22 protein-coding genes and 1 pseudogene are annotated in these 26,206 nt (G+C 70.7%); 9 read left to right on the top strand and 14 right to left on the bottom strand.

Translation table 11 applies throughout. The features are described 5' to 3' along the window. Positions 1 to 73 precede the first annotated feature (73 nt). Positions 74 to 658, top strand: a complete 585-nt coding sequence (locus tag RLT58_RS06535) for a TerD family protein (protein WP_311309442.1) — start codon at positions 74 to 76, stop codon at positions 656 to 658. A 97-nt stretch (positions 659 to 755) separates the two neighbouring features. Here RLT58_RS06535 and RLT58_RS06530 read toward each other — a convergent pair whose 3' ends face one another. Next, a complete protein-coding gene (locus tag RLT58_RS06530; protein ID WP_311309441.1) occupies positions 756 to 1,637 on the bottom strand; it encodes a DMT family transporter in 882 nt (293 codons plus the stop codon). 147 nt (positions 1,638 to 1,784) lie between these two features. Here RLT58_RS06530 and RLT58_RS06525 point away from each other — a divergent pair, with 147 nt between their 5' ends. Further along, on the top strand, positions 1,785 to 2,939 hold the full coding sequence (locus RLT58_RS06525; protein ID WP_311309440.1) for a winged helix DNA-binding domain-containing protein: 1,155 nt from the start codon (positions 1,785 to 1,787) through the stop codon (positions 2,937 to 2,939). Between the two features lie 73 nt (positions 2,940 to 3,012). Here RLT58_RS06525 and RLT58_RS06520 read toward each other — a convergent pair whose 3' ends face one another. Continuing rightward, positions 3,013 to 3,855 carry a helix-turn-helix transcriptional regulator gene (locus RLT58_RS06520; protein ID WP_311309439.1) on the bottom strand — a complete coding sequence of 281 codons (843 nt, stop codon included), beginning with the start codon at positions 3,853 to 3,855 and terminating at the stop codon, positions 3,013 to 3,015. A gap of 141 nt (positions 3,856 to 3,996) precedes the next feature. Here RLT58_RS06520 and RLT58_RS06515 point away from each other — a divergent pair, with 141 nt between their 5' ends. Together RLT58_RS06515 and RLT58_RS06510 are read left to right on the top strand one after the other, a co-directional pair. Further along, positions 3,997 to 5,673, top strand: coding sequence for an AMP-binding protein (locus tag RLT58_RS06515; RefSeq protein ID WP_311309438.1), 1,677 nt, complete (start codon positions 3,997 to 3,999; stop codon positions 5,671 to 5,673). Next, positions 5,670 to 7,277, top strand: coding sequence for an AMP-binding protein (locus RLT58_RS06510; RefSeq protein WP_311309437.1), 1,608 nt, complete (start codon positions 5,670 to 5,672; stop codon positions 7,275 to 7,277). Before RLT58_RS06515 ends, RLT58_RS06510 begins: the two co-directional genes overlap by 4 nt. Positions 7,278 to 7,316: 39 nt before the next feature. Here the strand turns inward: RLT58_RS06510 and RLT58_RS06505 are convergent, their stop codons facing one another. From RLT58_RS06505 to RLT58_RS06495, 3 genes are all read right to left on the bottom strand, one after another. Next, entirely contained in the window at positions 7,317 to 7,547 is a 231-nt protein-coding gene (locus RLT58_RS06505; protein ID WP_311309436.1) for a hypothetical protein, read from the bottom strand. 76 nt (positions 7,548 to 7,623) lie between these two features. After that, on the bottom strand, positions 7,624 to 8,175 hold the full coding sequence (locus tag RLT58_RS06500; protein WP_311309435.1) for a GNAT family N-acetyltransferase: 552 nt from the start codon (positions 8,173 to 8,175) through the stop codon (positions 7,624 to 7,626). Between the two features lie 47 nt (positions 8,176 to 8,222). Next, on the bottom strand, positions 8,223 to 8,936 hold the full coding sequence (locus tag RLT58_RS06495) for a hypothetical protein (protein WP_311314427.1): 714 nt from the start codon (positions 8,934 to 8,936) through the stop codon (positions 8,223 to 8,225). A 266-nt stretch (positions 8,937 to 9,202) separates the two neighbouring features. On the opposite strand from RLT58_RS06495, the gene gcl reads away from it, so the two are divergent. Next, a complete protein-coding gene (gene gcl / locus RLT58_RS06490) occupies positions 9,203 to 10,978 on the top strand; it encodes a glyoxylate carboligase (protein ID WP_311309434.1) in 1,776 nt (591 codons plus the stop codon). 290 nt (positions 10,979 to 11,268) lie between these two features. On the opposite strand, the gene RLT58_RS06485 is transcribed toward gcl, so the two are convergent. The 7 genes and pseudogenes from RLT58_RS06485 to RLT58_RS06455 form a co-directional block, all read right to left on the bottom strand. Beyond that, complete coding sequence (locus RLT58_RS06485; protein ID WP_311309433.1) at positions 11,269 to 12,228, bottom strand: thiopeptide-type bacteriocin biosynthesis protein; 960 nt, start codon at positions 12,226 to 12,228, stop codon at positions 11,269 to 11,271. Continuing rightward, a complete protein-coding gene (locus RLT58_RS06480; protein ID WP_311309432.1) occupies positions 12,225 to 13,373 on the bottom strand; it encodes a lanthionine synthetase C family protein in 1,149 nt (382 codons plus the stop codon). Before RLT58_RS06480 ends, RLT58_RS06485 begins: the two co-directional genes overlap by 4 nt. Next, complete coding sequence (locus RLT58_RS06475) at positions 13,370 to 16,435, bottom strand: lantibiotic dehydratase (protein ID WP_311309431.1); 3,066 nt, start codon at positions 16,433 to 16,435, stop codon at positions 13,370 to 13,372. The genes RLT58_RS06480 and RLT58_RS06475 overlap by 4 nt, the downstream gene beginning before the upstream one ends. A 90-nt stretch (positions 16,436 to 16,525) precedes the next feature. Then, the gene (locus tag RLT58_RS06470; RefSeq protein ID WP_311309430.1) at positions 16,526 to 16,726 is read right to left on the bottom strand and encodes an FxLD family lanthipeptide; all 201 of its coding nucleotides are present in this window, start codon (positions 16,724 to 16,726) and stop codon (positions 16,526 to 16,528) included. Between the two features lie 63 nt (positions 16,727 to 16,789). Further along, positions 16,790 to 18,028, bottom strand: a complete 1,239-nt coding sequence (gene fxlM / locus RLT58_RS06465) for a methyltransferase, FxLD system (protein WP_311309429.1) — start codon at positions 18,026 to 18,028, stop codon at positions 16,790 to 16,792. A 753-nt stretch (positions 18,029 to 18,781) separates the two neighbouring features. Then, positions 18,782 to 19,305, bottom strand: a pseudogene (locus RLT58_RS06460) (GNAT family N-acetyltransferase). Between the two features lie 9 nt (positions 19,306 to 19,314). After that, a complete protein-coding gene (locus tag RLT58_RS06455) occupies positions 19,315 to 20,601 on the bottom strand; it encodes an NsdA family TPR-like regulatory protein (protein WP_311309428.1) in 1,287 nt (428 codons plus the stop codon). 190 nt (positions 20,602 to 20,791) lie between these two features. Between RLT58_RS06455 and RLT58_RS06450 the strand changes: the two genes are divergently transcribed. The 4 genes from RLT58_RS06450 to RLT58_RS06435 all read left to right on the top strand — a co-directional run bounded on the left by RLT58_RS06450 (position 20,792) and on the right by RLT58_RS06435 (position 23,358). Next, complete coding sequence (locus RLT58_RS06450) at positions 20,792 to 21,370, top strand: ATP-binding protein (RefSeq protein ID WP_311309427.1); 579 nt, start codon at positions 20,792 to 20,794, stop codon at positions 21,368 to 21,370. A 143-nt stretch (positions 21,371 to 21,513) separates the two neighbouring features. Beyond that, the gene (locus tag RLT58_RS06445; RefSeq protein WP_311309426.1) at positions 21,514 to 22,248 is read left to right on the top strand and encodes a hypothetical protein; all 735 of its coding nucleotides are present in this window, start codon (positions 21,514 to 21,516) and stop codon (positions 22,246 to 22,248) included. Beyond that, complete coding sequence (locus RLT58_RS06440) at positions 22,245 to 22,598, top strand: hypothetical protein (RefSeq protein WP_311309425.1); 354 nt, start codon at positions 22,245 to 22,247, stop codon at positions 22,596 to 22,598. Before RLT58_RS06445 ends, RLT58_RS06440 begins: the two co-directional genes overlap by 4 nt. Positions 22,599 to 22,965: 367 nt before the next feature. Next, positions 22,966 to 23,358 (top strand): hypothetical protein, encoded by a 393-nt coding sequence (locus RLT58_RS06435; RefSeq protein ID WP_311309424.1) that lies wholly within the window; start codon positions 22,966 to 22,968, stop codon positions 23,356 to 23,358. A gap of 271 nt (positions 23,359 to 23,629) precedes the next feature. On the opposite strand, the gene RLT58_RS06430 is transcribed toward RLT58_RS06435, so the two are convergent. Beyond that, positions 23,630 to 25,087 carry a catalase gene (locus RLT58_RS06430; protein ID WP_311309423.1) on the bottom strand — a complete coding sequence of 486 codons (1,458 nt, stop codon included), beginning with the start codon at positions 25,085 to 25,087 and terminating at the stop codon, positions 23,630 to 23,632. Between the two features lie 201 nt (positions 25,088 to 25,288). Further along, complete coding sequence (locus tag RLT58_RS06425; RefSeq protein WP_311309422.1) at positions 25,289 to 26,188, bottom strand: 2-hydroxy-3-oxopropionate reductase; 900 nt, start codon at positions 26,186 to 26,188, stop codon at positions 25,289 to 25,291. Positions 26,189 to 26,206: the final 18 nt, after the last annotated feature.

Raw genomic sequence — 26,206 nt, 5'->3', positions numbered from 1 at the left:
CCCTGGTGGGCTGTCTCCGCAGGACACCAGGCACACTCAACCTGTAGGAATCTCGCCACGAAGAGGATCACGAATGATCACGTTGAACAAGGAAGACGGCCCGGCGGACCTCGACGGGGTGACCCACCTGTCCATCGGTGTCTCCTGGGACCCCACGGTCGGCAGCAGTGGCGGGCTGATGGGGAAGCTGCGCCAGAAGAAGGGCACGGACCTCGACCTCATCGCCATCGCGATGCAGGGCGCGGACCCGGTCCGGCTGGCCGGCCTGGACTCCCTGGACCCGCTGGGCAACGGCTCGCTGGTGCACAGCGGTGACAACCAGACCGGCAAGGGCGACGGCGACGACGAGACGGTGACCGTCGACTTCGCGCGCGTCCCGCCGAACATCACGTCCATCGTCTTCATCGCCGCCGCGTACAAGAAGGGCAGCTCCTTCCAGAACGCGCGCAACATCAGCTTCAAGGTGTACGACGCGACCGGCGGCAGCAGCCAGCAGGTCGCCGACATCTGGCCGAGCCTGCTCAGCAACGACAACGGCTGCGCCGTGGCCAAGGCGATGCGGGTCGGCGGCGCCTGGAAGCTTCAGGTGATCAACGAGACGGGGAAGATCAAGCAGGGCGCCGAGCAGGCCCTGATGCGTTTCGCCGTGAGCAAGTAGCGGCTGTGAGCAAGTTGCAGCCGTGAGCAAGTAGCCGGCCCACCGCCGCCGGGGCGTGTTCCTGGAACGACCGGCCCCGGCCCGCACGCGAGGTGGCTCAGTCCACCCGGCGCGTACGGGCCGGGGCCGCGGCGTTCCCGGAGGCCAGCGGGGACCGCGCAAGTTCCGCACAGCCCGCGGCGATCAGGCCCAGGGCCAGCAGCTCGGGCAGCACCCACCAGCCGGTGCGCAGTTCCTCGCCGAACAGGGTCACCCCGTACAGCACGCTGATCAGGGCGTCGCCCAGCGTCAGACACGGCTGCACGGCGACCAGCGTGCCCGCCTGAAGGGCGTTCTGGAGCAGGAACAGCGCCCCGACGCCGGCCGCCGCGGTGGCGTACAGCTGCCAGGACGTGAAGAGCGCCGCCACTCCGTCCCCGTCGCCGAGCCGCGCCACGGCGTCCTTCATCAGGGCGGCGGTCAGCGCGTACCCGCAGGCGGCGGCCAGGCCGAGCAGGGCGGCCCGGGGGTTGCCCCGGGTGGCCATGGCCCCGGCGATCAGCGCCGCCTCGAACAGGCCCGTCAGGATCAGCGCCGGGATCCACGCGGCCCCCCGCACCATCTCGCTGCCGCCGCCCGGCGCGGCCGAGGCCATGCCGAGCGCCAGCCCCACCGTCACGGCGGCCACCCCGTACCAGACCGCCCGGGGCAGCCGTACGCGCATCACGAACCCCGCCATCAGCAGCGTCGCCGGCAGCTCGATCACGAAGATCGGCTGGACCACCGCGATCGGGCCCGTCGCCAGCGCCACGGCCTGGCAGACGGCGGCGACGATCACCAGGGCGATGCCCGCGAGCCACACCTTCTGGCGCAGCAGATGGCCGATCAGCGACACCCGCATCGCCTCGGAGTCGGGCACGTTGAGCGCGGCACGGCGCTGGAAGACGGAGGCGGAGCCGTTGCTGAGCGCGGTCAGGACGGCGAACAGGACGCTGATCACCGGTCCATGATGCGGGCGGCCCGCGCCCGATCCCGGGTCCCGCCGCCCTGCGGCATGGCGCTCCGCCGCACCGCCCACCATGCCGCCCCCACCATGCCGCCCGCATCAGGACGGAACCTGACCGGATGGGCGCGTAGCGTGCCGTCCATGGCCGTGAAGAAGAAGACCTCCGCCGGCGCAGCCCCCGTCCTCTCGCCGAGGGCCCTGGGGCGGGCGACCCTGGAGCGCCAACTCCTGCTCCGCCGCTCCGCGATGACCCCCAAGGAGGCCGTCGCCCACCTCGTCGGCCTCCAGGCGCAGAACACCAGCCCGCCGTACTACCAGCTCCTCGCCAGGCTGGAGGGGTTCGACCCGGCCGCGCTCGCCGACCTGATGGAGTCGCGCGAGGTCGTCCGCGTCGTCACCCTGCGTTCCACCATCCACACCCACACCGCCGACGACGCGCTGGCCCTGCGTCCGCTCGTGCAGGAGGCCCGCGACCGGGAACTGCGGCTCTTCCGCAAACGCCTGGTGGGCGTGGACCTGGACCGGCTCCGCGACCTGAGCAGGGAGTTCGTCCAGGAGGAACCCCGCACCCCGAAGGAGATCCGGGAGCGGCTGCTCACCGAGTGGCCCGACGCGGACCCGCCCGCCCTGAGCACGGCCGCGCGCTGTCTGCTGCCGCTGGTCCAGGTCACCCCGCGCGGGGTGTGGGGCCGCAGCGGCGCGGTCAGGCTGACCACCGCCGAGCACTGGCTCGGCCGCCGCACCGAACCGGCGCCCGCGCCGGACGCCACCGTGCTGCGCTACCTCGCGGCCTTCGGCCCGGCCTCGGTCAAGGACATGCAGGCGTGGGCCGGGCTGACCCGGCTGCGGGAGGTCTTCGACCGGCTGCGGCCCCGGCTCGTCACCTTCCGTGACGAGCACGGCGTCGAGCTGTTCGATCTGCCCGACGCCCCGCGCCCCGAGGAGGACACCCCCGCCCCGCCGCGTTTCCTGCCGGAGTTCGACAACGTCCTGCTCGCCCACGCGGACCGCACCCGCGTCATCCCGCCGCGCTTCAAGGGCCGCAACGGGGTGGGCAACCAGGCGTACGGGACCGTGCTGGCGGACGGATTCCTCGCGGCGCTCTGGCGGCTGGAGGAGGGCAGGCGCGGCGCCCCCACGATCCTCACCGTGCAGGGGCTGCGCCGGCTCACGCCCGCCGAGCGGGACGCGGTCACGGAGGAGGCCGTCGCCCTGCTCTCGGTGATGACGAAGGCCACCACCGACAGGAACGGCTACGACATCCGGTTCGCCTCGTTCATCGACTTCGGCGACTGACCTGTCGGCCCGCCGACCGGCCCGCCGACCGACCCGCCGACCGCCCGGCCCACCGACAGGCGGCGGCCGGGCCCTATGGCAGCAGCCCCGCCCGGCGGGCCGCGACGACCGCCTCCAGCCGGGTGTGCGCGCCGAGCTTGCGCATCGCGGCGCGCAGATAGCCCTTCACCGTCTCCGGGCGCAGCCCCAGCCGGTCCGCCGCCACCGCGTTGGTCGCGCCCGCCGCCACACAGGCCAGCACGTCCACCTCGCGCGGCGCCAGCTGCACCTCCCGCGACTTCTGCCCCGGGACGCCCGCCGCCGAGGCCAGCCGCCCGCACACCGCGAGCAGCTCGTCGCGCAGCGCCGGGTCCACGACCTTCGGCATCAGGGCCCGCAGCTCGCGGTGCGCCTCCCGGACGTCCTCCCAGGCCCCGGGGGCCGCCCCGGGGTCGGTGTCCTCCTCCCGCGTCACCGCCATCAGCTGCTGCACCTCGTCCCGTACGGCCAGCGCCTGCTCCACGTCACGGGCCGCCGCCACCGCCGCGTCGAACGTGCGGTCCCCGAGCGTGAGGGGCTCGCGCAGCGCCCCGTAGAGCACACCGCGCACCTTGCGCCGGACGACGACGGGGACGGCGACCACCGAGCGCAGGCCCTCCGCGGCCACCGCCGTGTCGTACTCGTGGCTGATGTGGCGCGAGGAGTGGTAGTCCGTCACCGCGCACGGCCGGGACAGCGCGATCGACTTGCCGCCCAGGCCGCTGCCGGCCGAGATCACCAGCCCGCGCAAGGCCGAGGTCTGCGCCCCGGTCAGCTCGGCGATCCGGGCGTGGCGGGTGTCCGAGAGCAGCCCGCCGAACGCGACGGGCAGCCCGCTCGTCCGGCGCAGCCTCATCAGCGCCGCTTGCATCTCGAACGCATCGACGGATTCCGGCACGCTGACGCCTCTCTGCCCGGACCGGGGCTGCGACACCCCGCTCCACCCCCGTTCGGGGGTGGTGAGACCTGGGTCACTGTTTACATCATGTTAAGAGACCGGTCGGGTCCGCAATGATTCGGTCCGCAACAAGGAGGGCACATGTCGGCAACCAGTGCGACGGAGACGTTCCGGGCCGCCCGGGACTTTCTGCTGCGGCACCGCGATGACTACACCGCGGCCTACGAGGGTTTCCGCTGGCCCCGCAGCGACCACTTCAACTGGGCCCTCGACTGGTTCGACGTCATCGCGGAGAACAACGACCGCACCGCCCTGCACATCGTGGAGGAGGACGGCGGCCGCACCGAGATGTCCTTCGCACAGATGTCCGCCCGCTCCAACCGGGCCGCGAACTGGCTGCGCGCCCAGGGCGTCCGCGAGGGCGACCGCATCCTCGTGATGCTCGGCAACCAGGTGGAGCTGTGGGAGACCGCGCTCGCCGCGATGAAGCTGCGCGCCGTCGTCATCCCCGCGACCCCGCTGCTCGGCCCCGCCGACCTGCGCGACCGGGTCGAGCGCGGCCGGGTCCGGCACGTCCTGGTCCGGGACGCCGACACCGCCAAGTTCGACGAGGTGCCCGGCCGCTACACCCGGATCTCCGTCGGCGCGCCCACCGAGGGCTGGCTCGACTATGCCGGTGCCGACGAGCGGCCGGACACCTTCACGGCGGACCGGGAGACCGACGCCGACGAGCCGCTGATGCTCTACTTCACCTCGGGCACGACCGCCAGCCCCAAGCTCGTCGAGCACACCCATGTGTCGTACCCCGTGGGCCACTTGTCGACGATGTACTGGATCGGCCTCAAGCCCGGCGACGTCCACCTCAACATCTCCTCGCCCGGCTGGGCCAAGCACGCCTGGTCCAACCTCTTCGCTCCGTGGAGCGCCGAGGCCACCGTCTTCATCTTCAACTACACCCGCTTCGACGCGGGGCGGCTGATGGCCGAGATGGACCGCTCGGGCATCACCAGCTTCTGCGCCCCGCCCACCGTGTGGCGCATGCTCATCCAGGCCGATCTGTCCCAGCTGACGAACCCGCCGCGCGAGGTCGTCGCCGCGGGCGAACCCCTCAACCCCGAGGTCATCGAGACCGTGCGGCGGGCCTGGGGCGTCACCATCCGCGACGGCTTCGGCCAGACGGAGACCGCCGTCCAGGTCGCCAACACCCCCGGCCAGGTGCTGAAGGCCGGTTCGATGGGCCGCCCCAGTCCGGGCTTCAAGGTGGTCCTGCTCGACCCGGTGAGCGGCGAGCCCGGCGCGGTGGAGGGCGAGATCTCCCTCGACCTGTCGGCCCACCCGGTCGGCCTGATGACCGGCTACCACGGCGACCCCGACCGCACCGCCGAGGCCATGGCCGGCGGCTACTACCGCACCGGCGACATCGGCGCCCGCGACGAGGACGGCTACATCACCTACATCGGCCGCGCCGACGACGTGTTCAAGGCGTCCGACTACAAGATCTCCCCGTTCGAGCTGGAGAGCGCCCTGCTGGAGCACGAGGCCGTCGCCGAGGCCGCGGTCGTCCCCGCGCCCGACCCGGTGCGCCTCGCCGTGCCGAAGGCGTACATCGTGCTCGCCGAGGGCTGGGAGCCCGGACCGGACACCGCGAAGGTGCTGTTCGCCCACTCCCGCGCCGTCCTGGCTCCGTACAAGCGGATCCGCCGGCTGGAGTTCGCCGAGCTGCCCAAGACCGTCTCCGGCAAGATCCGCCGGATCGAGCTGCGCGAGGCCACCGCCCGGGGCACGGGCACCGAGTACGCCGAAGGGGACCTGACGTGACCGAGCTGTCCTACGCCCATGGCACCGGCACCACCGCGCTGCTGGGCGACACCATCGGCCGCAACCTGGACCGGGCGGTCGGGTCCTTCCCGGACCGCGAGGCGCTCGTCGACGTACCGTCGGGGCGGCGCTGGACGTACGCCGAACTCGGCGCGGCCGTCGGGGAACTGGCACGGGCGCTGATGGCGTCGGGCGTGGCCAAGGGGGACCGGGTCGGGATCTGGGCGGTCAACTGCCCGGAGTGGGTACTCGTCCAGTACGCGACGGCGCGCATCGGCGCCGTCATGGTCAACATCAACCCCGCCTACCGGGCGCACGAGCTGGAGTACGTGCTGAACCAGGCGGGGATCTCCCTGCTGGTCGCCTCGCTCGCCCACCGCACCAGCGACTACCGGGCCCTGGTCGACGAGGTCCGGGCCAACTGCCCCGAGCTGCGGGCCGTGCACTACATCGGTGACCGCTCCTGGGACGAACTGATCGCGGTGGCCGATTCGGTGACGGTGGATCAGCTCGCCGCGCGGGAGGCGGAGCTGTCCTGCGACGACCCCATCAACATCCAGTACACCTCCGGCACCACCGGCTTCCCCAAGGGAGCCACCCTCTCCCACCACAACATCCTCAACAACGGCTACTTCGTGGGGGAGCTGGTCGCCTACACCGAGCGCGACCGGGTCTGTCTGCCGGTCCCCTTCTACCACTGCTTCGGCATGGTGATGGGCAACCTCGGCATCACCTCGCACGGCGCCTGCATCGTGATCCCGGCGCCCGCCTTCGAACCGGCCGCCGTGCTCGACGCCGTCCAGCGCGAGCGCTGCACCTCGCTGTACGGGGTGCCCACGATGTTCATCGCCGAGCTCAACCTCCCCGACTTCGCCTCGTACGACCTGTCCTCGCTGCGGACCGGGATCATGGCCGGATCTCCCTGCCCGGTCGAGGTGATGAAGCGGGTCGTCGCGGAGATGCACATGGACGAGGTGTCCATCTGCTACGGCATGACGGAGACCTCGCCGGTCTCCACCCAGACCCGCCGCGACGACGACCTGGAGCGGCGCACCGGCACCGTCGGCCGGGTGATGCCGCACATCGAGGTCAAGGTCGTCGACCCGGTGACGGGCGTGACGCTGGAGCGCGGCGTCTCCGGCGAGCTGTGCACCCGGGGCTACAGCGTGATGCTCGGCTACTGGGAGCAGCCCGAGCGGACCGCCGAGGTGATCGACGCGGGACGCTGGATGCACACCGGCGACCTCGCGGTGATGCGCGAGGACGGCTACGTCCAGATCGTCGGCCGGATCAAGGACATGATCATCCGGGGCGGTGAGAACGTCTATCCCCGGGAGATCGAGGAGTTCCTCTACCGTCACACCGGGATCGCGGACGTGCAGGTCGTGGGCGTGCCCGACGAGCGGTACGGCGAGGAGGTGCTGGCCTGCGTCGTCCCGGCGGACCCGGCGCACCCGCCGACGCTGGAGGAGGTGCGGGAGTTCTGCGCGGGGCAGCTGGCGCACTACAAGATCCCGCGCCTGCTGCAGATCCTGGACACCTTCCCGATGACGGTCAGCGGGAAGGTCCGGAAGGTCGAACTGCGGGAGAACTACCGCCGGTAGGCGCCGACGGGGCCGAGGGGGTCACACGCCGGGGCGCGGTCAGGCGGCTTCGATGATGTCGCCGGCTATGCCCTGTGTGGCGGCGGCCCACTCGATGAGCAGGACCTCGTACGCGGCGGACTCCACGGGGGACCAGTCCTGGCCGGCGCGGGCGTCGACGAGCGCGCGGATCGCCTCGTTCGCCTCGACGGCGGCCGGGTGGGCCGGCTGTGCGGGAAACGCGGTGCGGGGCGGGGTCGTGGGTGGGGTGAGCCGTGGAGTTAAGACCATGCGCACCACTCTAGAGCCCGCCACTGACAAAGGACCGAACATCTGTGGCCCCTGGCTCGAACGTGACCGATTGCACTCACTGTGGCCGGGCGGTTTCTGTGAGGTACGGCACGTCGGCGTACGGGACGTCGCGGCGCATGCAGACCCTCGGCCACCGGTCCAGGCCGTGTTCCGCCTCCTCGGTCCTGATCTTCCGCAGCCCGTCGGTGAGTTCGGCCTCGGTGAGGACACGGAAGCCGAGCCGGGCGTAGTACGGCGCGTTCCACGGCACGCGGGAGAACGTGGTCAGGGTCAGCGCGCCCAGTCCTGCGGCGGCTGCCCAGCCGTCTAGGTGGGCGATGAGGCCGCGCCCCAGCCCGCGCCGGGCGGCCGATGGGTGCACGGAGATCTGCTCGATATGGGCGGCGCCGTCGACCGGGTCGGCGATCAGATAGCCGAGCGGCAGCCCGTCGGGTCCCTCGGTCACCCAGGCACGGCCCGCTCTGCGGTAGCCGTCCAGCAGCTCCAGGGGCGGTGGGTCGTCGTCGGCCACCCAGGACATGCCGACGGTGCGGAAAGGTTCGCCCGCGGCGCGTTCGATCTCCTGGAGCAGGGGGAGATCCGAGCGGCGGGCCGAGCGGATGCGCATGCCTCAGTATGCCGCGCCGGGGCCCCGCCGGTCACGGGGTGCGGAGGTCAGGCGCCGGTGCTGACCAGCTCGTCCGCCGGGCTGTTCACCGGCTGTGGGGTCCCTGTGAGGTCCATGACGAACAGCGGGATGGCGAGCCCGTCCGCCCGCTCCCGGGCCTCCGGCGCGTACCCCGCGAGCGAGAAGAGCACGCCGGACACGGAGCTGTTGAGCGCGTTGAGCCACAGGCACTCGACGTCGCGCAGGCCGGTGGGCCGGGTGGTGGAGTCGACCTGGGCGATCAGTCCGGCCGCCCGCAGATCGATCCGGGACGCGGGGCGGGTGGCCGGCTGGCTGACGTCGCGGTAGCCCAGCCACTGCAGATAGAGCGCGGCGGCGCCGACCGCGTCGCGCGCGGTACGGATCGTGAGCGGCCGAAATGCGGGCCTCGGGGCCGCCGCCGTGCGCGGCAGCGGTATGTGCGCGGGCCGGGTGTCCCTGCCCGCTGCGCGCCCGGCGGCCGCCACCGGGCGGACCGGGATGCGCAGCACGGCTCCGCACGGGCAGCACAGCTCGGGCTGCGGCCACTGGTCGTGCCGTCCGCAGCCCCGGCAGCGCACCGTCACCCAGTCGTCGTTCCAGGTGCGGTGGGTGATCGGGGTGACGGGGGCGCCGCGCAGCAGCGGCGGGGCGGTCGGGGCGCCGCACGGGCACGGGTAGACGGGCGTGACATACGCGTGGTCGCGGCGGCAGGCCGGGCACCGTACCGGCACTGACTCCACCATGGGCTCCTTCCGGGGGCGTACGGACGCGGCCGGACCCCCGGGAGACCGGGCCGACTCCGCTCCGTACCCCCATGCTCCACCAAGAGCGAGGTCCTGGGGAGGGACTTGGGCCACTTCGCGCTCTCTTGACGGCTGTCCGGACGCGCTTTAGATTTGCTTCCGTATAGCAGAATCAAGTTTCCGTAATGCGGAATTGGTGCTCTCAGGTGGCGCGACAGAGCCCGACTCCACCCAGGTCCGAGCAGGAGCACTCAATGCCTCGAATGACCGCTGCCCGAGCGGCAGTTGAGATCCTCAAGCGCGAAGGCGTCAGCAACGCGTTCGGTGTGCCGGGCGCGGCGATCAACCCCTTCTACGCGGCCCTCAAGGCCTCCGGCGGGGTTCACCACACGCTCGCCCGTCACGTCGAGGGCGCCTCCCACATGGCGGAGGGCTACACCCGGGCCCGCCCGGGCAACATCGGCGTCTGCATCGGTACGTCGGGACCGGCCGGCACCGACATGATCACCGGCCTGTACTCCGCCATCGCGGACTCGATCCCGATCCTGTGCATCACCGGCCAGGCCCCGACCGCCGTGCTCCACAAGGAGGACTTCCAGGCGGTCGACATCGCCTCGATCGCGAAGCCGGTCACCAAGGCGGCCACCACCGTCCTGGAGGCCGCGCAGGTCCCCGGCGTCTTCCAGCAGGCCTTCCACCTGATGCGCACCGGCCGCCCCGGCCCGGTCCTGATCGACCTGCCGATCGACGTCCAGCTCACCGAGATCGAGTTCGACCCCGATCTGTACGAGCCGCTGCCGGTGCACAAGCCCGCCGCGTCCCGCAAGCAGATCGAGCGCGCGATCGAGATGCTGAACGCCTCCGAGCGCCCGCTGCTCGTCGCGGGCGGCGGCATCATCAACGCCGACGCCTCCGCACTCCTGGTGGAGTTCGCCGAGCTGACCGGCGTCCCGGTCGTGCCCACCCTGATGGGCTGGGGCATCATCGCCGACGACCACGAGCTGAACGCCGGCATGGTCGGCCTCCAGACCTCGCACCGCTACGGCAACGCGAACTTCCTGGAGTCCGACTTCGTCCTCGGCATCGGCAACCGCTGGGCCAACCGCCACACCGGCAAGCTGGACGTCTACACGAAGGGCCGCACCTTCGTCCACGTCGACATCGAGCCCACCCAGCTGGGCAAGATCTTCGCCCCCGACCTCGGCATCGCCTCCGACGCCAAGGCCGCGCTGGAGCTGTTCGTCGAGGTCGCGCGCGAGCTGAAGGCGGCCGGCAAGCTGAAGGACCGCTCGCAGTGGGCGGCCTCCACACAGGAGCGCAAGGCGACCCTCCAGCGGCGCACGCACTTCGACAACGTCCCGCTGAAGCCGCAGCGCGTCTACGAGGAGATGAACCGGGCGTTCGGCCCGGAGACCCGGTACGTCACCACGATCGGCCTCTCCCAGATCGCGGGCGCGCAGATGCTGCACGTCTACCGGCCGCGCCACTGGATCAACTGCGGCCAGGCGGGCCCGCTCGGCTGGACGATCCCGGCCGCGCTGGGCGTCGCGACCGCCGACCCCGAGGGCTCGGTCGTCGCGCTCTCCGGCGACTACGACTTCCAGTTCATGCTGGAGGAACTGGCGGTCGGCGCCCAGCACCGCATCCCGTACGTGCACGTCCTGGTCAACAACTCCTACCTGGGCCTGATCCGCCAGGCGCAGCGCAACTTCGACATCGACTTCCAGGTCAACCTGGAGTTCGAGAACCTCAACTCCCCGGAACTGGGCGTCTACGGCGTGGACCACGTCAAGGTCGTCGAGGGCCTGGGCTGCAAGGCGATCCGCGTCACCGAGCCGGACCAGCTGCTGCCTGCCTTCGAGGAGGCGAAGAAGCTGGCGGCCGAGCACCGGGTCCCGGTGGTGGTCGAGGCGATCCTGGAGCGCGTCACGAACATCGCGATGAGCGGTACGGACATCGCGTCGGTCAACGAGTTCGAGGACGTGGCGACGGAACCGGGCCACGCCCCGACGGCGATCAGGCCGTACGCGAAGGCCTGAGTCCGGGGGGCCTGCGGGCTGTCCCCCGAAGAGCACCTACGAGGCCGTAGGTGCTCTTCGGCTGTGCGTTTCCCGCCATTGCCCGCCGCAGCCTGACCTGACATCGATCAACTGCCGCCGGCTCCATATCGGCGGGCGGCCGGGATTCTTGCCCTTCGGTAACAGCGGCTCCGGCACCGGCCATTGCGCGTCTGTCGGATCTCCGCGTGCCACGGTCCAGGACCGTCTCATGTTCAAGATCCACTCTCGGCACACGGCCTGGCTGTCGAGCGACGCGCAGGACGTCTTGCTCAGCCTCCGAGCAGGGCCTCTCGTGCTGCCCGAGACCAGATGGATTGCTGACGGACGGAGAAGCCCATCCGGTTCCAGTGGAACAGGATGTGCCGCGCGAGAATGGCGCGTTTGCCGATGCTGAGTGTGCTTGCCTCGGCGGCCTCCGCGAGGTGGCGGCCGTGGTGTCGCAAGGCCTCGACCCACGGACGGACGGGCGTGAGGGGACCGGTCGTGAGGAGGGGGCGGGAATCGGTCAGCAGGAGACGTCTCATGGGTGCCGTCATGGCACTGACCTGCTGCGGCGATACATCCTTGGGGAGGGGCCGTCGCTCTTCGACGCGGCCCCATACGTCGCCCTGCTCGCCTGCTTCGAGCCGGGCCGCCCGCATGAGGAGCGACATGGTCAGAAGCGATGTTTCCTTCGCCCCCAGGATGCCGGAGGGCCCTTCCTCGTAGATGCCGGCGTAGTCGAGGACGCCTTCGCTGTCTGTGTGGAACAGAGCATGTGCGAGGGGCAGCCCGGCGGGCCCGCCGAAGGCGATCATTTCCGGCTCGTACAGGGCAGAGTGCCAGCCGGCGGTCGCACCGCACGACTTGGAGCTGTCGAGGATTGCTGCGATGTGGTCGGCTACGTCCCGCGCGGTCGCTCCGGGAGCGGGGTGGCAGCGCAGGCGCCAGTGCGGTGCCTTCCGTACGAACCACCATTGTCCTACCGGTCCGCCGGTGCGGAGCCTGGGCAAGAAGTAGGCGCGAAAGGCGCGTTCGGCACGTTCGTAGTCCACGAAGAAGATGTTGACCTGATGCCAGCCGCGCGTGGTCCCTTCCAGCGCGGCCCGGCCGGCGGCCTGGTAGCGCTCTACGGCCTCGGCGAGCTGTGCGGCCGGGACATCGGCCGCTCGTGCGGCGTCTTCCACGCGCCCGCCGCTGAAGACGCTGTGGACCGCGTGCTCGACGCGGGCAGGATCGTAGCCGGTCATGTCAGGAGGAGACAGATGTCCCACTGTCCTTGGGGTGTGGTGGCGGCCTCGGCGTCCAGGTGGGCGAGTGCGGCGCCCGCGCGGCCGACGAGGAAGCCGTCTTCCTCGGGGACCGCGGCCAGCAGGTACCGCCGCACGAGCGGTTCGAAGCGGTGGGCGTACTCGCCGGGAGTGTCCGCGTCGGCTGCGACACGCTGCACCGTACGGAGGACGCCGCCGACTCCGTGGCAGAGCCCGCGGTCGGCCAGCATGTCGAGCCGGCGGGTGTCGGCCAGGCAGTAGGTGAGGGCTCGTTCGGCCATGCGTTTGCGGTCGTTGTCTTCCAGAACGATGGCGGCGAGCTGCTGTGCGCGTACGAGTCCCGGTGTGCCGTAGCACCAGCTCGGTGCGGCGGGCCGGGCGGGTGAGGCGCCGCGGTGACTGATCCAGCGCGGCCAGCGCAGTCCGTAGGCGTCGTTCTGCCGGATCTGGTCCAGCCACCGGCAGATGCGTCGGATCGCCTGTTCCTGGCGCTCGGTGTGAACGCCTGCGCGCATGGTCAGGGAGAGCAGTGCGAGTGGACCGGCGATGCCGTGTGCGAGCCCGGCGTTTGCGTGCCCGCCGGGAGTGGCGTTCTGATCGGAGGCGGGGGCGTGCGCCACCCACCAGCCGGGAAGGGGCTGCCCGGCGCGATCAGCGAGCGGTTCGGTGAGGCGGACCAGGTAGTCAAGGATGCCGCGCAGCTCGGGGCCGTGGGGGTTGCGGCGGAGGAGCAGGGCGCCGACCCCCGTCAGGCCGCGCAACAGGTCGTACTCGGCGAACGTGGGGCGCAGGCCCGCGTCGATCCGGTCGTGGGCGGCAGCGAGCCGTGGGCGGGTGTGGGCGGCCACGACCTGATCGAGGGTGTGCAGGGCTCCGGCGTAGCGGTCGGTTCCGTCGGCGGCCAGGTGCAGGGCGAAGGCCATTGCGGGGGCGCCGAGGAAGAGGCCGGCTTCGCGGCCCTCGACGAGCGGGCCGGTGGCGGCGAGTATGCGGCGGGCCTCCGTCCAGCCGCCCGTACCGCGCAGTGCGCGCTCGATGTGCAGCAGCGCTGTGCTCAGGGGGCCGTGCGCGAGGGACTGCCGCGCGGACAGGGAGGTGTCGGGGGTGGGTGGGGCAATGGTCACCGCGCGGCTCCTTCGGTGCGGACGGTCCAGGACAGTGCGGCGGCGCGGACCATGCGTCGGCACAGGGCCTCGGCGTCGGGGTCGATTCCGGCGACGCGGTTGTGGTGCATGTGCAGGAGGGACGGCAGCACGCTCTCCGGCGCGGGGCCCGGGCGCAGGAGCTTGCTGTGGTAGCGGGAAAGCGCGCTGCGGCGCCTCTGCCAGGCGTCGCGCACGGCGTCGCCGCCGGGGAAATCGCTCAGGGACGTGCCCTGGTTGTCGTTCTCGGTGAGCCGCAGGACGAGTGCCTGCGTGTGCCGGGGTGCCGTCGCGCCGTCGGCGCGCAGCAGGTGTTCGGTCAGCCAGGCGTGTGCGGCGCCGGGGGAGCCGAGGAAGCCGGAGGCGATGTCCATGTACGAGGCGGCCGTGATGGCCGGGCGCAGTTCTGCGGGGAGGCCGAGGCGCATCTGCGCCAGCGCGGCAGCCGAGTCGGCGGCGAAGTAGGCCTCGGCAGCGGCCAGGGCGGGGCCGGTCCCGTAGCGGCCGGCTTCGGGCACGTAGGTGTCCCACTGCACGCGCTGGATCAGGCCCTCCTCACGCAGCGCGTCGGCCCACCGGGCCACTTCCCAGGCTGTATCGGCGAAGTCGCCGGGCCGGGGAAGGCTGAAGCGGATGCGGAGATGGGGGTCGGGGTCGGCGTACCGGACGAACCACGCCGCCGGGTCCGACAGATCATCGACCAGCTCGGCAGAGTCCTCGTTCGGGAAGGGCTCCCGGAGCACCGTGGCCACGTCCGTGAGCAGACGCGGGAGGTGAGCGCTGAGTACTTCGTCGGCGCGGTCGGCGCTCCCGTACAGCTTCAGGTATCCGGTGTCGGCAGTGCCGGGGGTCTGGCCGTCCTCCCGGCGGGCGACAGTGTGCCGGCTCGGTGCGGGGGCGGTGGGCTGGTCGGCGGCGAAGGACATGGTCACCTCATGGGCGCGGCCGATCCAGCCGTAGGCGCTCTCCTCCGGCGCTTCGTGCAAGGACAGGGTGCGGTGACGTTCCAACTCCGCTCGCAGGAGGTCTCGGTGACCGGCCTGGTCGAGGTCCAGGCGGAGCTGCTGATCGGTGGAACCGACGAACACCGTGCGCGGCACGCCGTAGCGGGTGCGCCAGTTGATGAAGTCCTCCGTCCACCGGTCGGCTTCAGGAAGGTCGCGGGCGCGCAGTTGCCAGCAGGCTGCCGACAGGATGGTGCGGCCGTGGCGCACTTCTGGAAGGAACGGCAGCCGGGCTGCGACGCCCCAGGCGAAGGGCAGGGGGATGGCGGTGTGGAAGCGGTGGACCTCGGTCAGGAAGCGGACCAGGGGGTGTGTGGCGGAACTCAACTCCACCGCGCTCATCACCGAGGGTTCCAGGCACTGTCCCGTGGAGAGGAAGACGAGGCAGAGGCGTTCGGCGTCACCGACGACCCCCAAGTCGTCCAGGTCGACGGTGGCGTCCGGGTTGTGCTCGCCGATGGCCAGTACCTCGGGGGCGACCAGGGGAGCACGCCCGACATTGGAGGTGTGCCGGCGCAGTGGAGGCGAGGAGACCTGAGCACGAGCCGCGCCTTCGGTCAGGGTCGGCAGGGCCCTGTACGCGTCCTTCATCCGAGCTTGATCGGCCGCGTCCAGCATCGGCAGGAAGCGGCCGGTGAGGGTACCGGCAGCGAGGGACAGGCCGACGGTGGAGAGGGCGAACCGTCCCTCCGTCAGCGCGCGGGTGGACTGCGCGAAGACGGTGAAGCACAGTTCGACGTGGGCCGGGAGTGCCACCGGATCCCCGACGGACAGCGCTTCGACATCTTCCTGGGTGAGGACGATCTCGCGCCGGTCGGTCAGCGCGGCGTTCTGTGCGAGGGCAAGCAGATGTTCGTCGCGCGGCGTCGTGGCGAGGGCGGGGCGGGGCAGAACCGTGCCGCGATACCCGACGGGGAAGCCCAGGCCGGTGTCAGGGCTGGTCAGTTCACGGACCGGGACTACGGTGCCCAAGCTGTAGCGGTCCAGGAACCGTGCCCGGTAGTCCTGCCAGGCCGCCGAGCCGCGCGGATAGGGCGTGATCCGGGCCATCAGGCTCAGAGCCTGCTCCGCCTCGCGGGCCACGGCTTCGGGCAGGATCACGTCACCGTCCGGGCGCACGTTCACAACGAAGCTCTGCTCGGTGACGCCGCTGAGTGCGGCCATCGCGCCAGTGGCCTGCGCGCGCAGGCCCGGCTGCTCGGCGGGAAGAGCACGGTTGTGACGGTCGAGAACACGGTGGACATCGCGAAGCCGGTCGGACGTCCGTGTGTCGGCGCCGCTCTCATCGAGCCGGGCGATCAAGTGGCCAAGAGCGTCAGGGGCGGTCATCGGCGCCTGGAGTTCGGTCAGCAGTACCCGGTGCGTGACCAGTGTGCGGATCATGTCCTCAATGGCTGCCTCGGCGACCTCGGGGTACTCGATGCCGAGTTCGGCCGCCAGTTCGCGGACCGGGACGGGGGTGCGAGCGAGCCGCAGGGCCACTTCGGCGGCACGGGCACGTCGCAGGCTGGTGTCAGTCGGCCCGTCCTCGCCGGGCTGGTTCACCACGGTGATCCGGGAGCCCCGTACGACGTGGGTGGGGTCGGCAACGACCGCCAGGCAGCGCAGGACGGACAGGTCGCTCTCCAACGCGGTGGTGATGGCGTGCAGCCACGCGACGTCGGCGCGCGCGGTCGCGCGGGTCAGTGGACCCCAGTGAACGTGTGCCTCCTTCCCGATACGCGCGACGGTCGGCCCGGCGAACAGCCCGAAGGGGGTCGCCCGGTAACGCATCCTGAGCAGGTAGCGGGCCAGGGACCGGCTGAGCCGGCGAAGGCGGCTGGGTTTGACCGGCTTGCCCGCCACCAGGTCCCGGACGGCATGAGCCAGTAGGGGAGAGGCGTGGCTGATGGCCGCTGCGCGGGAGTCGTCCGCCCAGACGTCTTCGATCCAGGTGCGGGTCTCCTCGACGTCAGCCTCTTCACCCGGCCAATCGAGGGCGGGGGCGTCGAGCGGGACCACCGATGTCCTGATCATGCTCGCGTCAGCGTGGCGGTACATCCGTGCTCCTTCGGATCGCGGCGCCCTGGGGGCGGACGGTCTGCCCGCCCCCGGGACCCCGTCAGCTGCGGGGAGTGTGGTGCCGCCGGGTCAGCTGCCGATGCAGGTGCTGTTGGAGCAGGCCGACTGGCAGGTGGACGTGCAGTTGTCGCCGGTGTCGTTCAGTAGCGCGCCGATGACGGGCGCCGAGGAAACCGTCTCGATGTTCAGGTCGAAGTCCCCGGCGTCGGCGCCGAAGTCCGTCGCCGCCTTCAGTACGGTGCCGGGCTTGGTGCTCATCTGCTGTGCCATCTCGCTCTCCTTCGGGGAGGTGGTAGAGGATGTCCTGTGCGACCTGGTGGTAGCCGGTGGCGGCTACGGCCAGGTGATCGAGACCCGCGAGTGCCGCCGCTCGATACGCCGGCCGTCAGCGGGAAGACGGTCGTCCGGCGCGCCCGCCGGATAGACCTCGATGCGCGCGCGGTCACTGCGGTGCTCGCGGTCCCATACCTGGATCTCCTCGACCAGGCGCTCGGCGAGCTGCTGCCCGCGCGGGCCGTGACCGATGGCGCCCAGCTCGTAGCGGTCCTCCTGGTCCGTGGCCCGCACCGTGCGGTAGGCGAAGCTGCCGCCGTCCACGAGCGTGGGGATGCCGAGCGGGGAGACCGAGGCGACGAGCCCGCGGGAACGTGCGCCCGGCATCGCTGCCAGCAGTGGCAGGTTGTCCAGCGCGGTGGTCAGCCACAGGTCGAGATGTTCGTTGGACTCGCTGCCCCCGAGCGTCACACCGGACCACCGCGTGCTCCTCGGCATCGAGAGGGCCTTGGCCAGGGCTTCGGTGTCCGGCTCGGGGTGACCGTCCAGGCGCAGAGCGACCTGCTCGCCCTCCACGTCGTGGAGCACGGCGAGGCGGACCCTGTTCTCCCCGACGCCCTGCATCGGCACGAAGCCGCACAGCTCGAACCCGTCGCTGACGAGCCGGTCACCGTCGCGGACGAAGGCCACGGTGCGGGTCATGCCTCGCATCCGTAGCGGGACGACGAGACGCCCGCCCTCCTTGAGCTGGTCGAGCCAGGCAGGCGGGATGTCGGCGGCCTGCACCGTCACCACGATCCGGTCGAACGGCGCATGGTCGGGTACCCCGCCCTCCGCGTCCGCGGTGACCACGGTGACGTTGCGATACCCGGTTTCCTTCAGGAAGGCCGAGGCGCGGTCCGTCACCTCCGAATCGATGTCCACGGTCACCACGTGACCGGTGTCGCCGACCACTTCCGAGAGAAGGGCGGCGTTGGGGCCGCCGGAGCCGATCTCAAGCACGGACATCCCCGGCGCGAGGTCTGCCTGCTCCATCTGCATGGCCTGGACGCGCGGCGCGGACACCGAGCTGATCTGCACCCCGCGCTCGTCGGTCTTGGTGATCGTCGCGACTTCGGCGCCGTACGTCGAGACCAGGTCCGCGTCAGGGGTGGCCAGGTGGCGACGGACGTTCCGGAACGCGGCGATCACGCGGGCGCTGCGGGCGGCTCCCAGCTCAATGAGGCTCTCGGCGAGCTCATCGCGCAACTCCTGCTCGGGCGGCTTCTCCACGCTGTCCGTGGTGCTCGTGCTGTCCACGCTGTTCTCCTTCTCGGCTGCGCCGAGCTCGGTCGGGTGGTCGCGGGGTCGGCTCGGGGTCCGGAGAGTCGGCCCCGCGCCGGGGAGGTAACCGATCGACCGCCCGGCCCGTCACATCCGGGCCGCTGAGCGGCCTTCCGGGCGGCGGCCACGAGGCCGCCCTTCCGGTCCCGGAAGTCGCATCGCGTCCGGATCGCCCTGCTGCTCGCGGCCGGCACCGTCATGCAGCAAGCGACGGGTACTGCGTGACGGTGCGAAGCCGTGTACATCAGGTAACTCCGGCTGCGCTGGAACTGGTTAGGGGTTTTGGTGCGGAACCAGGATGAGCTTCCTAGGGGGTTTTGGTACCCCCTTTACCTTTCGGCGTGCGCAAAGCGCTACGGCGCGTCTGCGAGCATCGCGCGCAATAGGTCCGTTGAGGCGTGCACCCTCGGTGAATGAGGTTTCGCCCGGCATCGCGGTCAGCGGACGGCAGCGTTGCTGGGAGAGCCCATCAGGGATGGGGTGATCACGGGATGCTGAACAGGACTGGCGTCGCCGGCGGGCGCGGATCTCGGCATCATCACGGTCCACGCTACGGACGAGGATGGGGCCGCGACCGGGTTGGAGGTGCTTCTCGGTGTCACGGCGGTGCTCGCCGCGTGAGCCCAACCGCGCGCCGATCGGCCTCTGTCCCGGTCGCTGCCCCGGTCACGACCGCGAGGGCCCCTCGCCAGTGCGGTCCTTACTCCTCGGCGGCTGCCGCGAGACCAGTCATCGGACGGGGCGGATCACTACGGTGAGGACCGGCGAGGCCGGTGACGGCTGGCTCTGGCCTATGTCCTCGTAGCCCCATGACTTGTAGAGCGCGTGGACCCTTCCGTCGCCTGCGGCCCCGTTGACCATGAGCGTCACGTACGGCTCGTCGCGGGTGGCGAGGAGGGCGTCGTGGATGCGGCGGGCGGTGCCGGTCTTGCGCCAGGCCGGGCTGACGCCGATCTCTTTGAGAGCCGTGGCCGGGCGCTTGGTGTACTGCTCCGCCGGAGTCGGGCTGGTGCGCTGCCAGTAGCGGTCGCCGTGCTCGATGGTGTTGCTGTACGCGTAGCCGACCGGTTGGTTGTCCGCGTACGCGAGGACGGCAGTGAACCCCGGTTCGGTGGAATGCCGGTCGATGCGTTCGCCGAACGCGGTGACCGCGTAGTTCGGCAGGTGGAGCAGCGGGGCGCGTACCTCGGCGTACACGGCAGACGATCGTCGCGGGCGGTGCCGAGAGCAGTGGGTAGTGCGGCTGGCAGCAAGCCGCATGCTCATGTGGTCGTCTTCCAGGAGGTGGTGTGCTCGTTCCATGTATCCACGGCAGAGCTGCGCGGCGCGGAGGTGCGCAACGAATTCCCGAACTCCCGCAGCATGCAGGTGACCCGGGCGTGTTGGGTAGCCACCTCGGCCGGGACCCTCATCGCGGTGGCCGTAGCGGCGTCGGGTGCACCCTGACCAAGTTGGGCCTGCGCGAGCCGGGCGGTATTGATGGCGCGGTCACGCTGGATCTGAGAAGGAAGGAGGGTCAGGCTCCGGTGGGCGTGTGACTCGGCCTGCTCGAAGCATCCGAGGCGGAGGTACGCCGACAGTGCGAGGGTCTCGAGTTCTGCGCCGTTGCGCACACCGGCCATCCACGCTGGACGAGCGAGATCGGGATCAGCCCGTTCGAATGCGTCCTGGGCGCAGCCGAGAGCGTGCTTCACGGCAGTTGCATCACCCGTGACGCCGAGGGTGGCGGCGTGGCGGGCGTGCCCCAGGCATGCGAACAGCGGATCACGGCGGGTCAGGTGAAGGTTGCGGGCGACATCATTGGCGGCAATCGCGTCGGCGGGGCGGCCCATGTGCCGGTACATGGTGCCCGCGTGACTCCAGATGCGGAACTTGATCGCCTGGTCCCCCGACATCTCCGAGAGGACCTGGGCTTCGCGCATATGCGCCTTCGCGGCATCGTAGCGCCGGCCATCGATGGCCGCCCACATCGCAGAAGAGCGGAATGCGGCTCCGGAGGCGTAGAGACTGCTGCGTACTCGCTGAGTGGCACTGCCCGCGTTCTGGAGGTTCAGCGCCTCGTTGGCGAGCGCAGCGGCCTGCGCCTCGATACGGGGTTGTCCCCCGTGGCGGTGATCGCTGGCGATGATCTCGGCGAAGCGCTTGTTCAGCCGGTTGACGTCGCTCATGCCGATGCGGCGCGGTGACGCGGTCGTTGGGGCTGTTGCTGCTGCGGCCGCTGCCGCAGCGATACCGCCGATGAGGGTACGGCGCTTCATTTCGGGCTCCTCCTGCTGCGATGACGCTGGGGTGGGCGAGGACCGGCTCCGCGGCACGAACCCTAAGGCGACGGCGGGTAATCCGGTGACGTTCTCAAGCGCGGTACGGGTGGCTGACTTCGGCCACATGACTCGGCCCGCTTTCCACGCCCGAACCGATGAACCGTCGAGCCCGCCTGCCCGTCCAGTCAGCTCCTCGACAGCGCTGTTCACGGCATCGGCAAGGCCGTTGGAGCTATACCCATGCTCGGTCATCCACGTCTCAAGGACGGTGTTGCGGATCGCGTCCATGCGGGCAAGGTAGCCGTCATGCTCTCGACCCACCATGTAAAGAGCAGGTCAAAACGCCCTAGGCGAGCCTGTTAGGCGAGCGCTCGAACGCCCTAACCAGCCCTCGGAGAAGCGGAGTTATCTGGATGCCGGTCACTCCTTGCGAGTGACTGGTGACCATTTGTTCCCTCTCTGAAGCAGGAGGCTCGCCATGCCCCACGAACAGCCCCGGAGGAGCCGGCTCGCGTTGGCGGATACGCCCAATGCCGTGGCTCTGGCGCGGCTGCACACTGCCGATGTTCTCTTGGGCTGGGGCGTGTCCTCCGGCATCGTCGACACGGCCAAGCTCCTGGTGTCCGAGCTGGCGACCAACGCCGTGCGGCACACGGAAGAAGGCGCGGCGCCTGCGCTTCCGCTCTCGTCGCAGAGCACCGTGCAGACCTTCGAGCTGCTGGTGGAGGCCGTGCCCGGCGCCGTCAGGCTTTCGGTGTGGGACCGGGATGTGAGGCCACCCGTTCTGAAGGAGGTCGGCGTCGACGCGACGGGTGGGCGCGGGATCTTCATCGTGGCGGCCATGAGCAGGGCCTGGGGTTACTACCCGGCCCGTGGCATGCCGGGCAAAGTGGTGTGGGCGGAGATCGCACTCGCTTCCACGGGGCCGGATGAGGGGCGCGACGCTTCGGTGTCGTCCCCGGGCCGGCCCGCGACGGATGACCTCCGGGGGTCAGGGGACGCACGGGCCGACCCGAACTTGATCGGTCGCGTACTCGTCGGCATCAAAGAACTCTGAGCGCGCAGGCCGAATGTCTTCCGCCCGCGCAGACCGTTGCCCGTGGCTCCGTACGGAAGTCGACGAGCCGAGGTCCTGCGGGATGCGAACCGGGCGAGTGAAACCACAAGCAGGTGCTCGATCTACCCAACGAGGACAACCCCATGACGAACTCGCTGACGACTGCGGCCGAGGATGCCGCCGCGCCGACCGCGATGGGTGCCGTTCGCGCCCTGAAGCTTGTCCTGCAGTACGCCGGTCTCGGCTTCGAGCTGGAGGAGGGCGGCACGCCGGGTGGCTGCCGCCTGCGGTTGGCTCCTTCGGCCGCCCACCCCTGGACGCGCGGAAACGTGCGGGCCCACCTGCTCGCCGAAGGCATTGCCGCAGAGGTGGCGCGGTTTGAACAGCCCTTGCCCCGTCCCGGCCACGAACTGCTTCTCCTTCTGCCTTCGGACGAGGAAGTCCGCTCCCTCGGGCGGCTGTTCGAGGCCCGTCTCACCGAGGTGCAGAACGCGGCGCTGCAGCTGCATCGCGCGCTGGCGCACATCGGCGTCGAGCGGCGCCTGGACATCCAGACCATGGGGGGCCGGACCCTCATCGACATCGGCATGTTCGACCCGGACGCGGCCACGCTGCTGTACCGCAGTCTCGGCGGTGACGAGGCGGTTCTCTGTGCCCTCGACCTCGGGGACTGGCACGACCACGAGCGGTTCGCCCGGGAACTGGAGCGGGCGATCTCCGCGACCGGGCAGGTGCCGCTCGTCGAGTCGGTGCCCACCTGCGGGCAGTGCCGGGGCCGGCACGGCGGCAACCGTATCCGTCTCGACTACCTGGATCCCGACGACGCTCTGCTCCTCGCGGACGCGCTGCACGCACTCGAGGAGATGTCCCCTTCATGACCTTCGCGACCCGCATCACGACGGCCGACAACCAATCGGTCACCGTCGTCAGTCAGAACTCCGCCATCACCGACTGGGCAGGCCGGTACCTGGGTCTGTGGCGGACGGCCGCTGATGTCGGCCCGGGCACCGCCACCGGCCCGGTGATCCGTGCTGACGTCGATGAGGAACAGCATGGCGAGACCGGAGCCCGCGTGCTGGCCGGGCGACCGGAGGAGGTCACCTATGCCACCGCCCCGATGCTGGTCAGCCGTGACAGGGCCGGCCTTGTCACGGCGACGCAGCCGGAGGACGGGTTGTCCTACGCATGGGACCCGGCCGTCGGCCGCATGCGCATCGTCGGTGCCTAGGAGACGGCCGTCGCCACCGCTACGGCCCGCGTCGCGAGGGAGGTCGTCCGCGGGCAGCTCCTCACCGACGGCTGGCAGATCCTCCACGCGTCGGCCGTCACCCGCCCCACCGGCGGTGCCACACTCCTCGCGCTGGGCAACAAGGGGGCCGGCAAGACGACCACCGGATTCCTGCTCGCACGTACCGGCCTCCAACTCCTGGCCAATGACCGAGTTTTCGCTCGGTTCGACGGCGATGTCATCCGCGTCCTGCCCTGGCCCAGTGCAGCGGCCATCGGCTTCGGCCTGCTGGACGCCCTCGGCTGGTACGAGCCCGTACGCGCGCGTACGGGCCGGCGAACGGATGCATCCCACCCAGGCGCAGAGGGTGACCGGCGCGCTCCTCGCCGGCGACCGCACCCCGCTGCGGAAGAAGTCGGGAGCGGAGATGAAGCCGCAGTTCTTCCCCGATCAGTTGGAAACCTGGCTCGGGCTGCCGCCTGCCACCGAAGGACACGTGGTCGGAATCCTCTTCCCGGACATCGCTTCGGAGACCGAACCCGCACTGACCACAGCGGCCCGAGGCGTGACCGATGCCGACTTCTTCAGCTCCGCGACAGAGGACCGGTACTCGGACGTCTTCGGGCTCCTGCCACCCGAGACATCCAACCAGGGCCTCGTCGGTCGTCTGACCCAGCTTCCCCAGCAGGCGCTCACCATGGACCACGATCCCGAGGCAAGCACCGCCGTGCTGCTGGAGGCCGCGAGGTCCGTCTTCTGATGCGAGCAGGGCGCACGAAGGGCGTGGAGCACGGGACCGTAATCCGTACTCCACGCCCGGTTCGGGGAAAAACAGGGGCCGCGGCGGGGGCGAAGGGAAGTGGGTCCGGGGCCTTCAGGTCAGGAGCCCGGGCCACCACCCGCGTACCACCGCACTGGCATCGCACCACCGCCGCGGCCTCGTCCTGCCCGCGTCGCGCGCAACCCCTCATCCGGGTGGGCACGACGGCGCGGGCAGGGTCTGGGGGGAGGGGGCGGTGCCCCTCCCGGTATTAGTCCTCGCGCAGGGCGCGGACTGCCTCCTCCACGCGCTTGCCGTACTCCGGGTCCGCCGCGTGGAAGTGGGCGAGGTTCTTCTCGATCACGTCGTCGCGGGTGACCTGGGACAGCCCGCCCGCGATGTTGGCGATCAGCCGGTCCTTCTCGTCGGCCGACATCAGCCGGTACAGCTCGCCTGCCTGGAAGAAGTCGTCGTCCTTGGTGTGGGCCGGTGCCTCGTGGGTGCCGGTCCAGCCCTGGACGGGCAGCGGGGCGGAGAACGCCGCGTCCGTCTGGGCGGGGCCCGCGTACGAGTTGGGCTCGTAGTTCTTGTCGTGCCGCGCGCCGTTGCGCGTGGCGTGCAGCCCGTCGCGGCCGTAGTTGTCGACGACGGCCGTGCGCGGGGCGTTCACCGGAAGCTGGGTGTGGTTGACGCCCAGCCGGTAGCGGTGCGCGTCCGCGTAGGCGAACAGCCGGCCCTGGAGCATCTTGTCCGGGGACGGGCCGATGCCGGGCACGAAGTTGTTCGGGGAGAACGCGGCCTGCTCGACCTCGGCGAAGACGTTGTCCGGGTTGCGGTCCAGGACCAGCCGGCCGACGCGCTGGAGGGGGTAGTCGCTGTGCGGCCACACCTTGGTCAGGTCGAACGGGTTGAAGCGGTAGTCCGCCGCCTCGGCGGCCGGCATGACCTGCACGTACAGGGTCCAGGACGGGTTGACCCCGCGCTCGATGGCCTGGAGCAGGTCCGTCTGGTGGGAGCTGGCGTCCTTGCCGACGAGCTCCGCGGCCTGCTCGGCGGAGAGCGAGCGCACACCCTGGTTGGTCTTGAAGTGGTACTTGACGAAGAAGGCCTCGCCCGCGGCGTTCGTCCACTGGTAGGTGTGCGAGCCGTAGCCGTTCATGTGGCGGTAGGAGGCCGGGATGCCCCGGTCGCCCATCAGCCAGGTCACCTGGTGCGTCGCCTCGGGGGCGTGCGCCCAGAAGTCCCAGACGTTGTCCGGCTCCTGGCGGCCCGTGAACGGGTCGCGCTTCTGCGAGTGGATGAAGTCGGGGAACTTGATCGGGTCCTTGATGAAGAACACCGGGGTGTTGTTGCCGACCAGGTCGTAGTTGCCCTCGTCCGTGTAGAACTTCAGGGCGAAGCCGCGCGGGTCGCGTACCGCGTCCGCGCCGCCGAGCGAGTCGGCGACCGTGGAGAAGCGGATGAACGTCTCGGTGCGCTTGCCCACCTCGGAGAGGAAGTCGGCGCGGGTGAAGCCCGTGACGTCGTCGGTCACCTCGAAGTAGCCGTACGCGCCGGAGCCCCGGGCGTGCACCACGCGCTCCGGGATGCGCTCCCGGTTGAAGCGGGCGAGCTTCTCCAGGAGGTGACCGTCCTGGAGAAGGATCGGGCCACCGACGCCGGCGGTGGCGGAGTTCTGGTTGTCGGCGACCGGGGCGCCTGACTCGGTCGTAAGCACACGCTGCGTCATGGTGTCGGGGCGACCTTCCGTACGGGAGCTGCTGAACTGCACGTCCTGGGGCTCCAGGAGCGTAAGTACGCCCCGAACCCGACGTCAACAGTTTGTTGAAATTCTTGGAGGAGAGGGTGGCGGGAGGTGTTCCGGGCGGCGCCGGCGCCTGGGCGCGACAGGACAGGTGTCAGCGCCTGCGCCGCCCGGAAGTCTGGGGGGTCAGCCCTGGACGGGCCGGCCGGAGAGGCGCTCGACCGAGCGCAGCAGCGCAGAGTGGTCCAGGCCGCCGTCGCCCTGTGCGCGCAGCGAGGCGACGAGCTGGGCGACCACACCGCCGACGGGCAGCGCGGCACCGACATTGCGGGCGGCGTCCGTGACGATGCCCATGTCCTTGTGGTGCAGGTCGATCCGGAAGCCCGGGGCGAAGTCCCGGTTGAGGAAGTTGTCCTTCTTGCGGGTCAGCACGGTCGAGCCGGCCAGTCCGCCGTTGAGGACGTCGAGCGCGGCGGCGAGGTCGACCCCGGACTTCTCCAGGAAGACCACGGCCTCGGCGCAGGCCTGGATATTGACCGCCACGATCAGCTGGTTCGCGGCCTTCACCGTCTGGCCGGAGCCGTGCGGGCCGCAGAGCACGATGGTCTTGCCGAGTGCCTCCAGCAGCGGCCGCGCGGCGTCGAAGTCCGCCTGCTCGCCGCCGACCATGATGGACAGCACGGCCTCGATCGCGCCCGCCTCGCCGCCGGAGACGGGGGCGTCCAGGACCCGGATGCCCTTCTCGGCGGCGTTCTTCGCGAGGTCCACGGAGGTCTGCGGGGTGATCGAGGACATGTCGATCAGCAGCGCGCCGCGCTTCGCGTTCTCCAGGATGCCCTCGGGGCCGTACGCGATCGCCTCGACCTGCGGGGAGGCGGGCACCATCGTGATGACCACGTCCGCGTCCTCGACCGCCTCGGCGATCGAGCCCGCGCCGGTGCCGCCGGCCGCGGCCAGCCGGTCGACCTTGTCCTGCTCCAGGGTGTAACCGGTGACGTCGTAACCGGCCTTGATCAGGTTCTCGGACATGGGCGAGCCCATGATGCCGAGCCCGATCCACGCAACCTTGGGGAGGTTGTTGCTCATGAGGGTGCCTTCCGATAA

The sequence above is a fragment of the Streptomyces sp. ITFR-16 genome (genome assembly GCF_031844705.1).
GTDB lineage: Bacteria > Actinomycetota > Actinomycetes > Streptomycetales > Streptomycetaceae > Streptomyces.
The sequence above is the reverse complement of the archived record's forward strand: the minus strand, read 5'-3'. Positions and strand labels throughout refer to the sequence as shown.

Excerpts from the sequence above, each read along its gene's own strand:
- RLT58_RS06535 (WP_311309442.1), top strand. The coding sequence starts at position 74 with ATGATCACGTTGAACAAGGAAGACGGCCCGGCGGACCTCGACGGGGTG.
- RLT58_RS06525 (WP_311309440.1), top strand. The coding sequence starts at position 1,785 with ATGGCCGTGAAGAAGAAGACCTCCGCCGGCGCAGCCCCCGTCCTCTCG.
- RLT58_RS06515 (WP_311309438.1), top strand. The coding sequence starts at position 3,997 with ATGTCGGCAACCAGTGCGACGGAGACGTTCCGGGCCGCCCGGGACTTT.
- RLT58_RS06505 (WP_311309436.1), bottom strand. The coding sequence starts at position 7,547 with ATGGTCTTAACTCCACGGCTCACCCCACCCACGACCCCGCCCCGCACC.
- RLT58_RS06500 (WP_311309435.1), bottom strand. The coding sequence starts at position 8,175 with ATGCGCATCCGCTCGGCCCGCCGCTCGGATCTCCCCCTGCTCCAGGAG.
- gcl (WP_311309434.1), top strand. The coding sequence starts at position 9,203 with ATGACCGCTGCCCGAGCGGCAGTTGAGATCCTCAAGCGCGAAGGCGTC.
- RLT58_RS06485 (WP_311309433.1), bottom strand. The coding sequence starts at position 12,228 with ATGACCGGCTACGATCCTGCCCGCGTCGAGCACGCGGTCCACAGCGTC.
- RLT58_RS06475 (WP_311309431.1), bottom strand. The coding sequence starts at position 16,435 with ATGTACCGCCACGCTGACGCGAGCATGATCAGGACATCGGTGGTCCCG.
- RLT58_RS06470 (WP_311309430.1), bottom strand. The coding sequence starts at position 16,726 with ATGGCACAGCAGATGAGCACCAAGCCCGGCACCGTACTGAAGGCGGCG.
- RLT58_RS06455 (WP_311309428.1), bottom strand. The coding sequence starts at position 20,601 with ATGGACGCGATCCGCAACACCGTCCTTGAGACGTGGATGACCGAGCAT.
- RLT58_RS06450 (WP_311309427.1), top strand. The coding sequence starts at position 20,792 with ATGCCCCACGAACAGCCCCGGAGGAGCCGGCTCGCGTTGGCGGATACG.
- RLT58_RS06445 (WP_311309426.1), top strand. The coding sequence starts at position 21,514 with ATGACGAACTCGCTGACGACTGCGGCCGAGGATGCCGCCGCGCCGACC.
- RLT58_RS06440 (WP_311309425.1), top strand. The coding sequence starts at position 22,245 with ATGACCTTCGCGACCCGCATCACGACGGCCGACAACCAATCGGTCACC.
- RLT58_RS06430 (WP_311309423.1), bottom strand. The coding sequence starts at position 25,087 with ATGACGCAGCGTGTGCTTACGACCGAGTCAGGCGCCCCGGTCGCCGAC.
- RLT58_RS06425 (WP_311309422.1), bottom strand. The coding sequence starts at position 26,188 with ATGAGCAACAACCTCCCCAAGGTTGCGTGGATCGGGCTCGGCATCATG.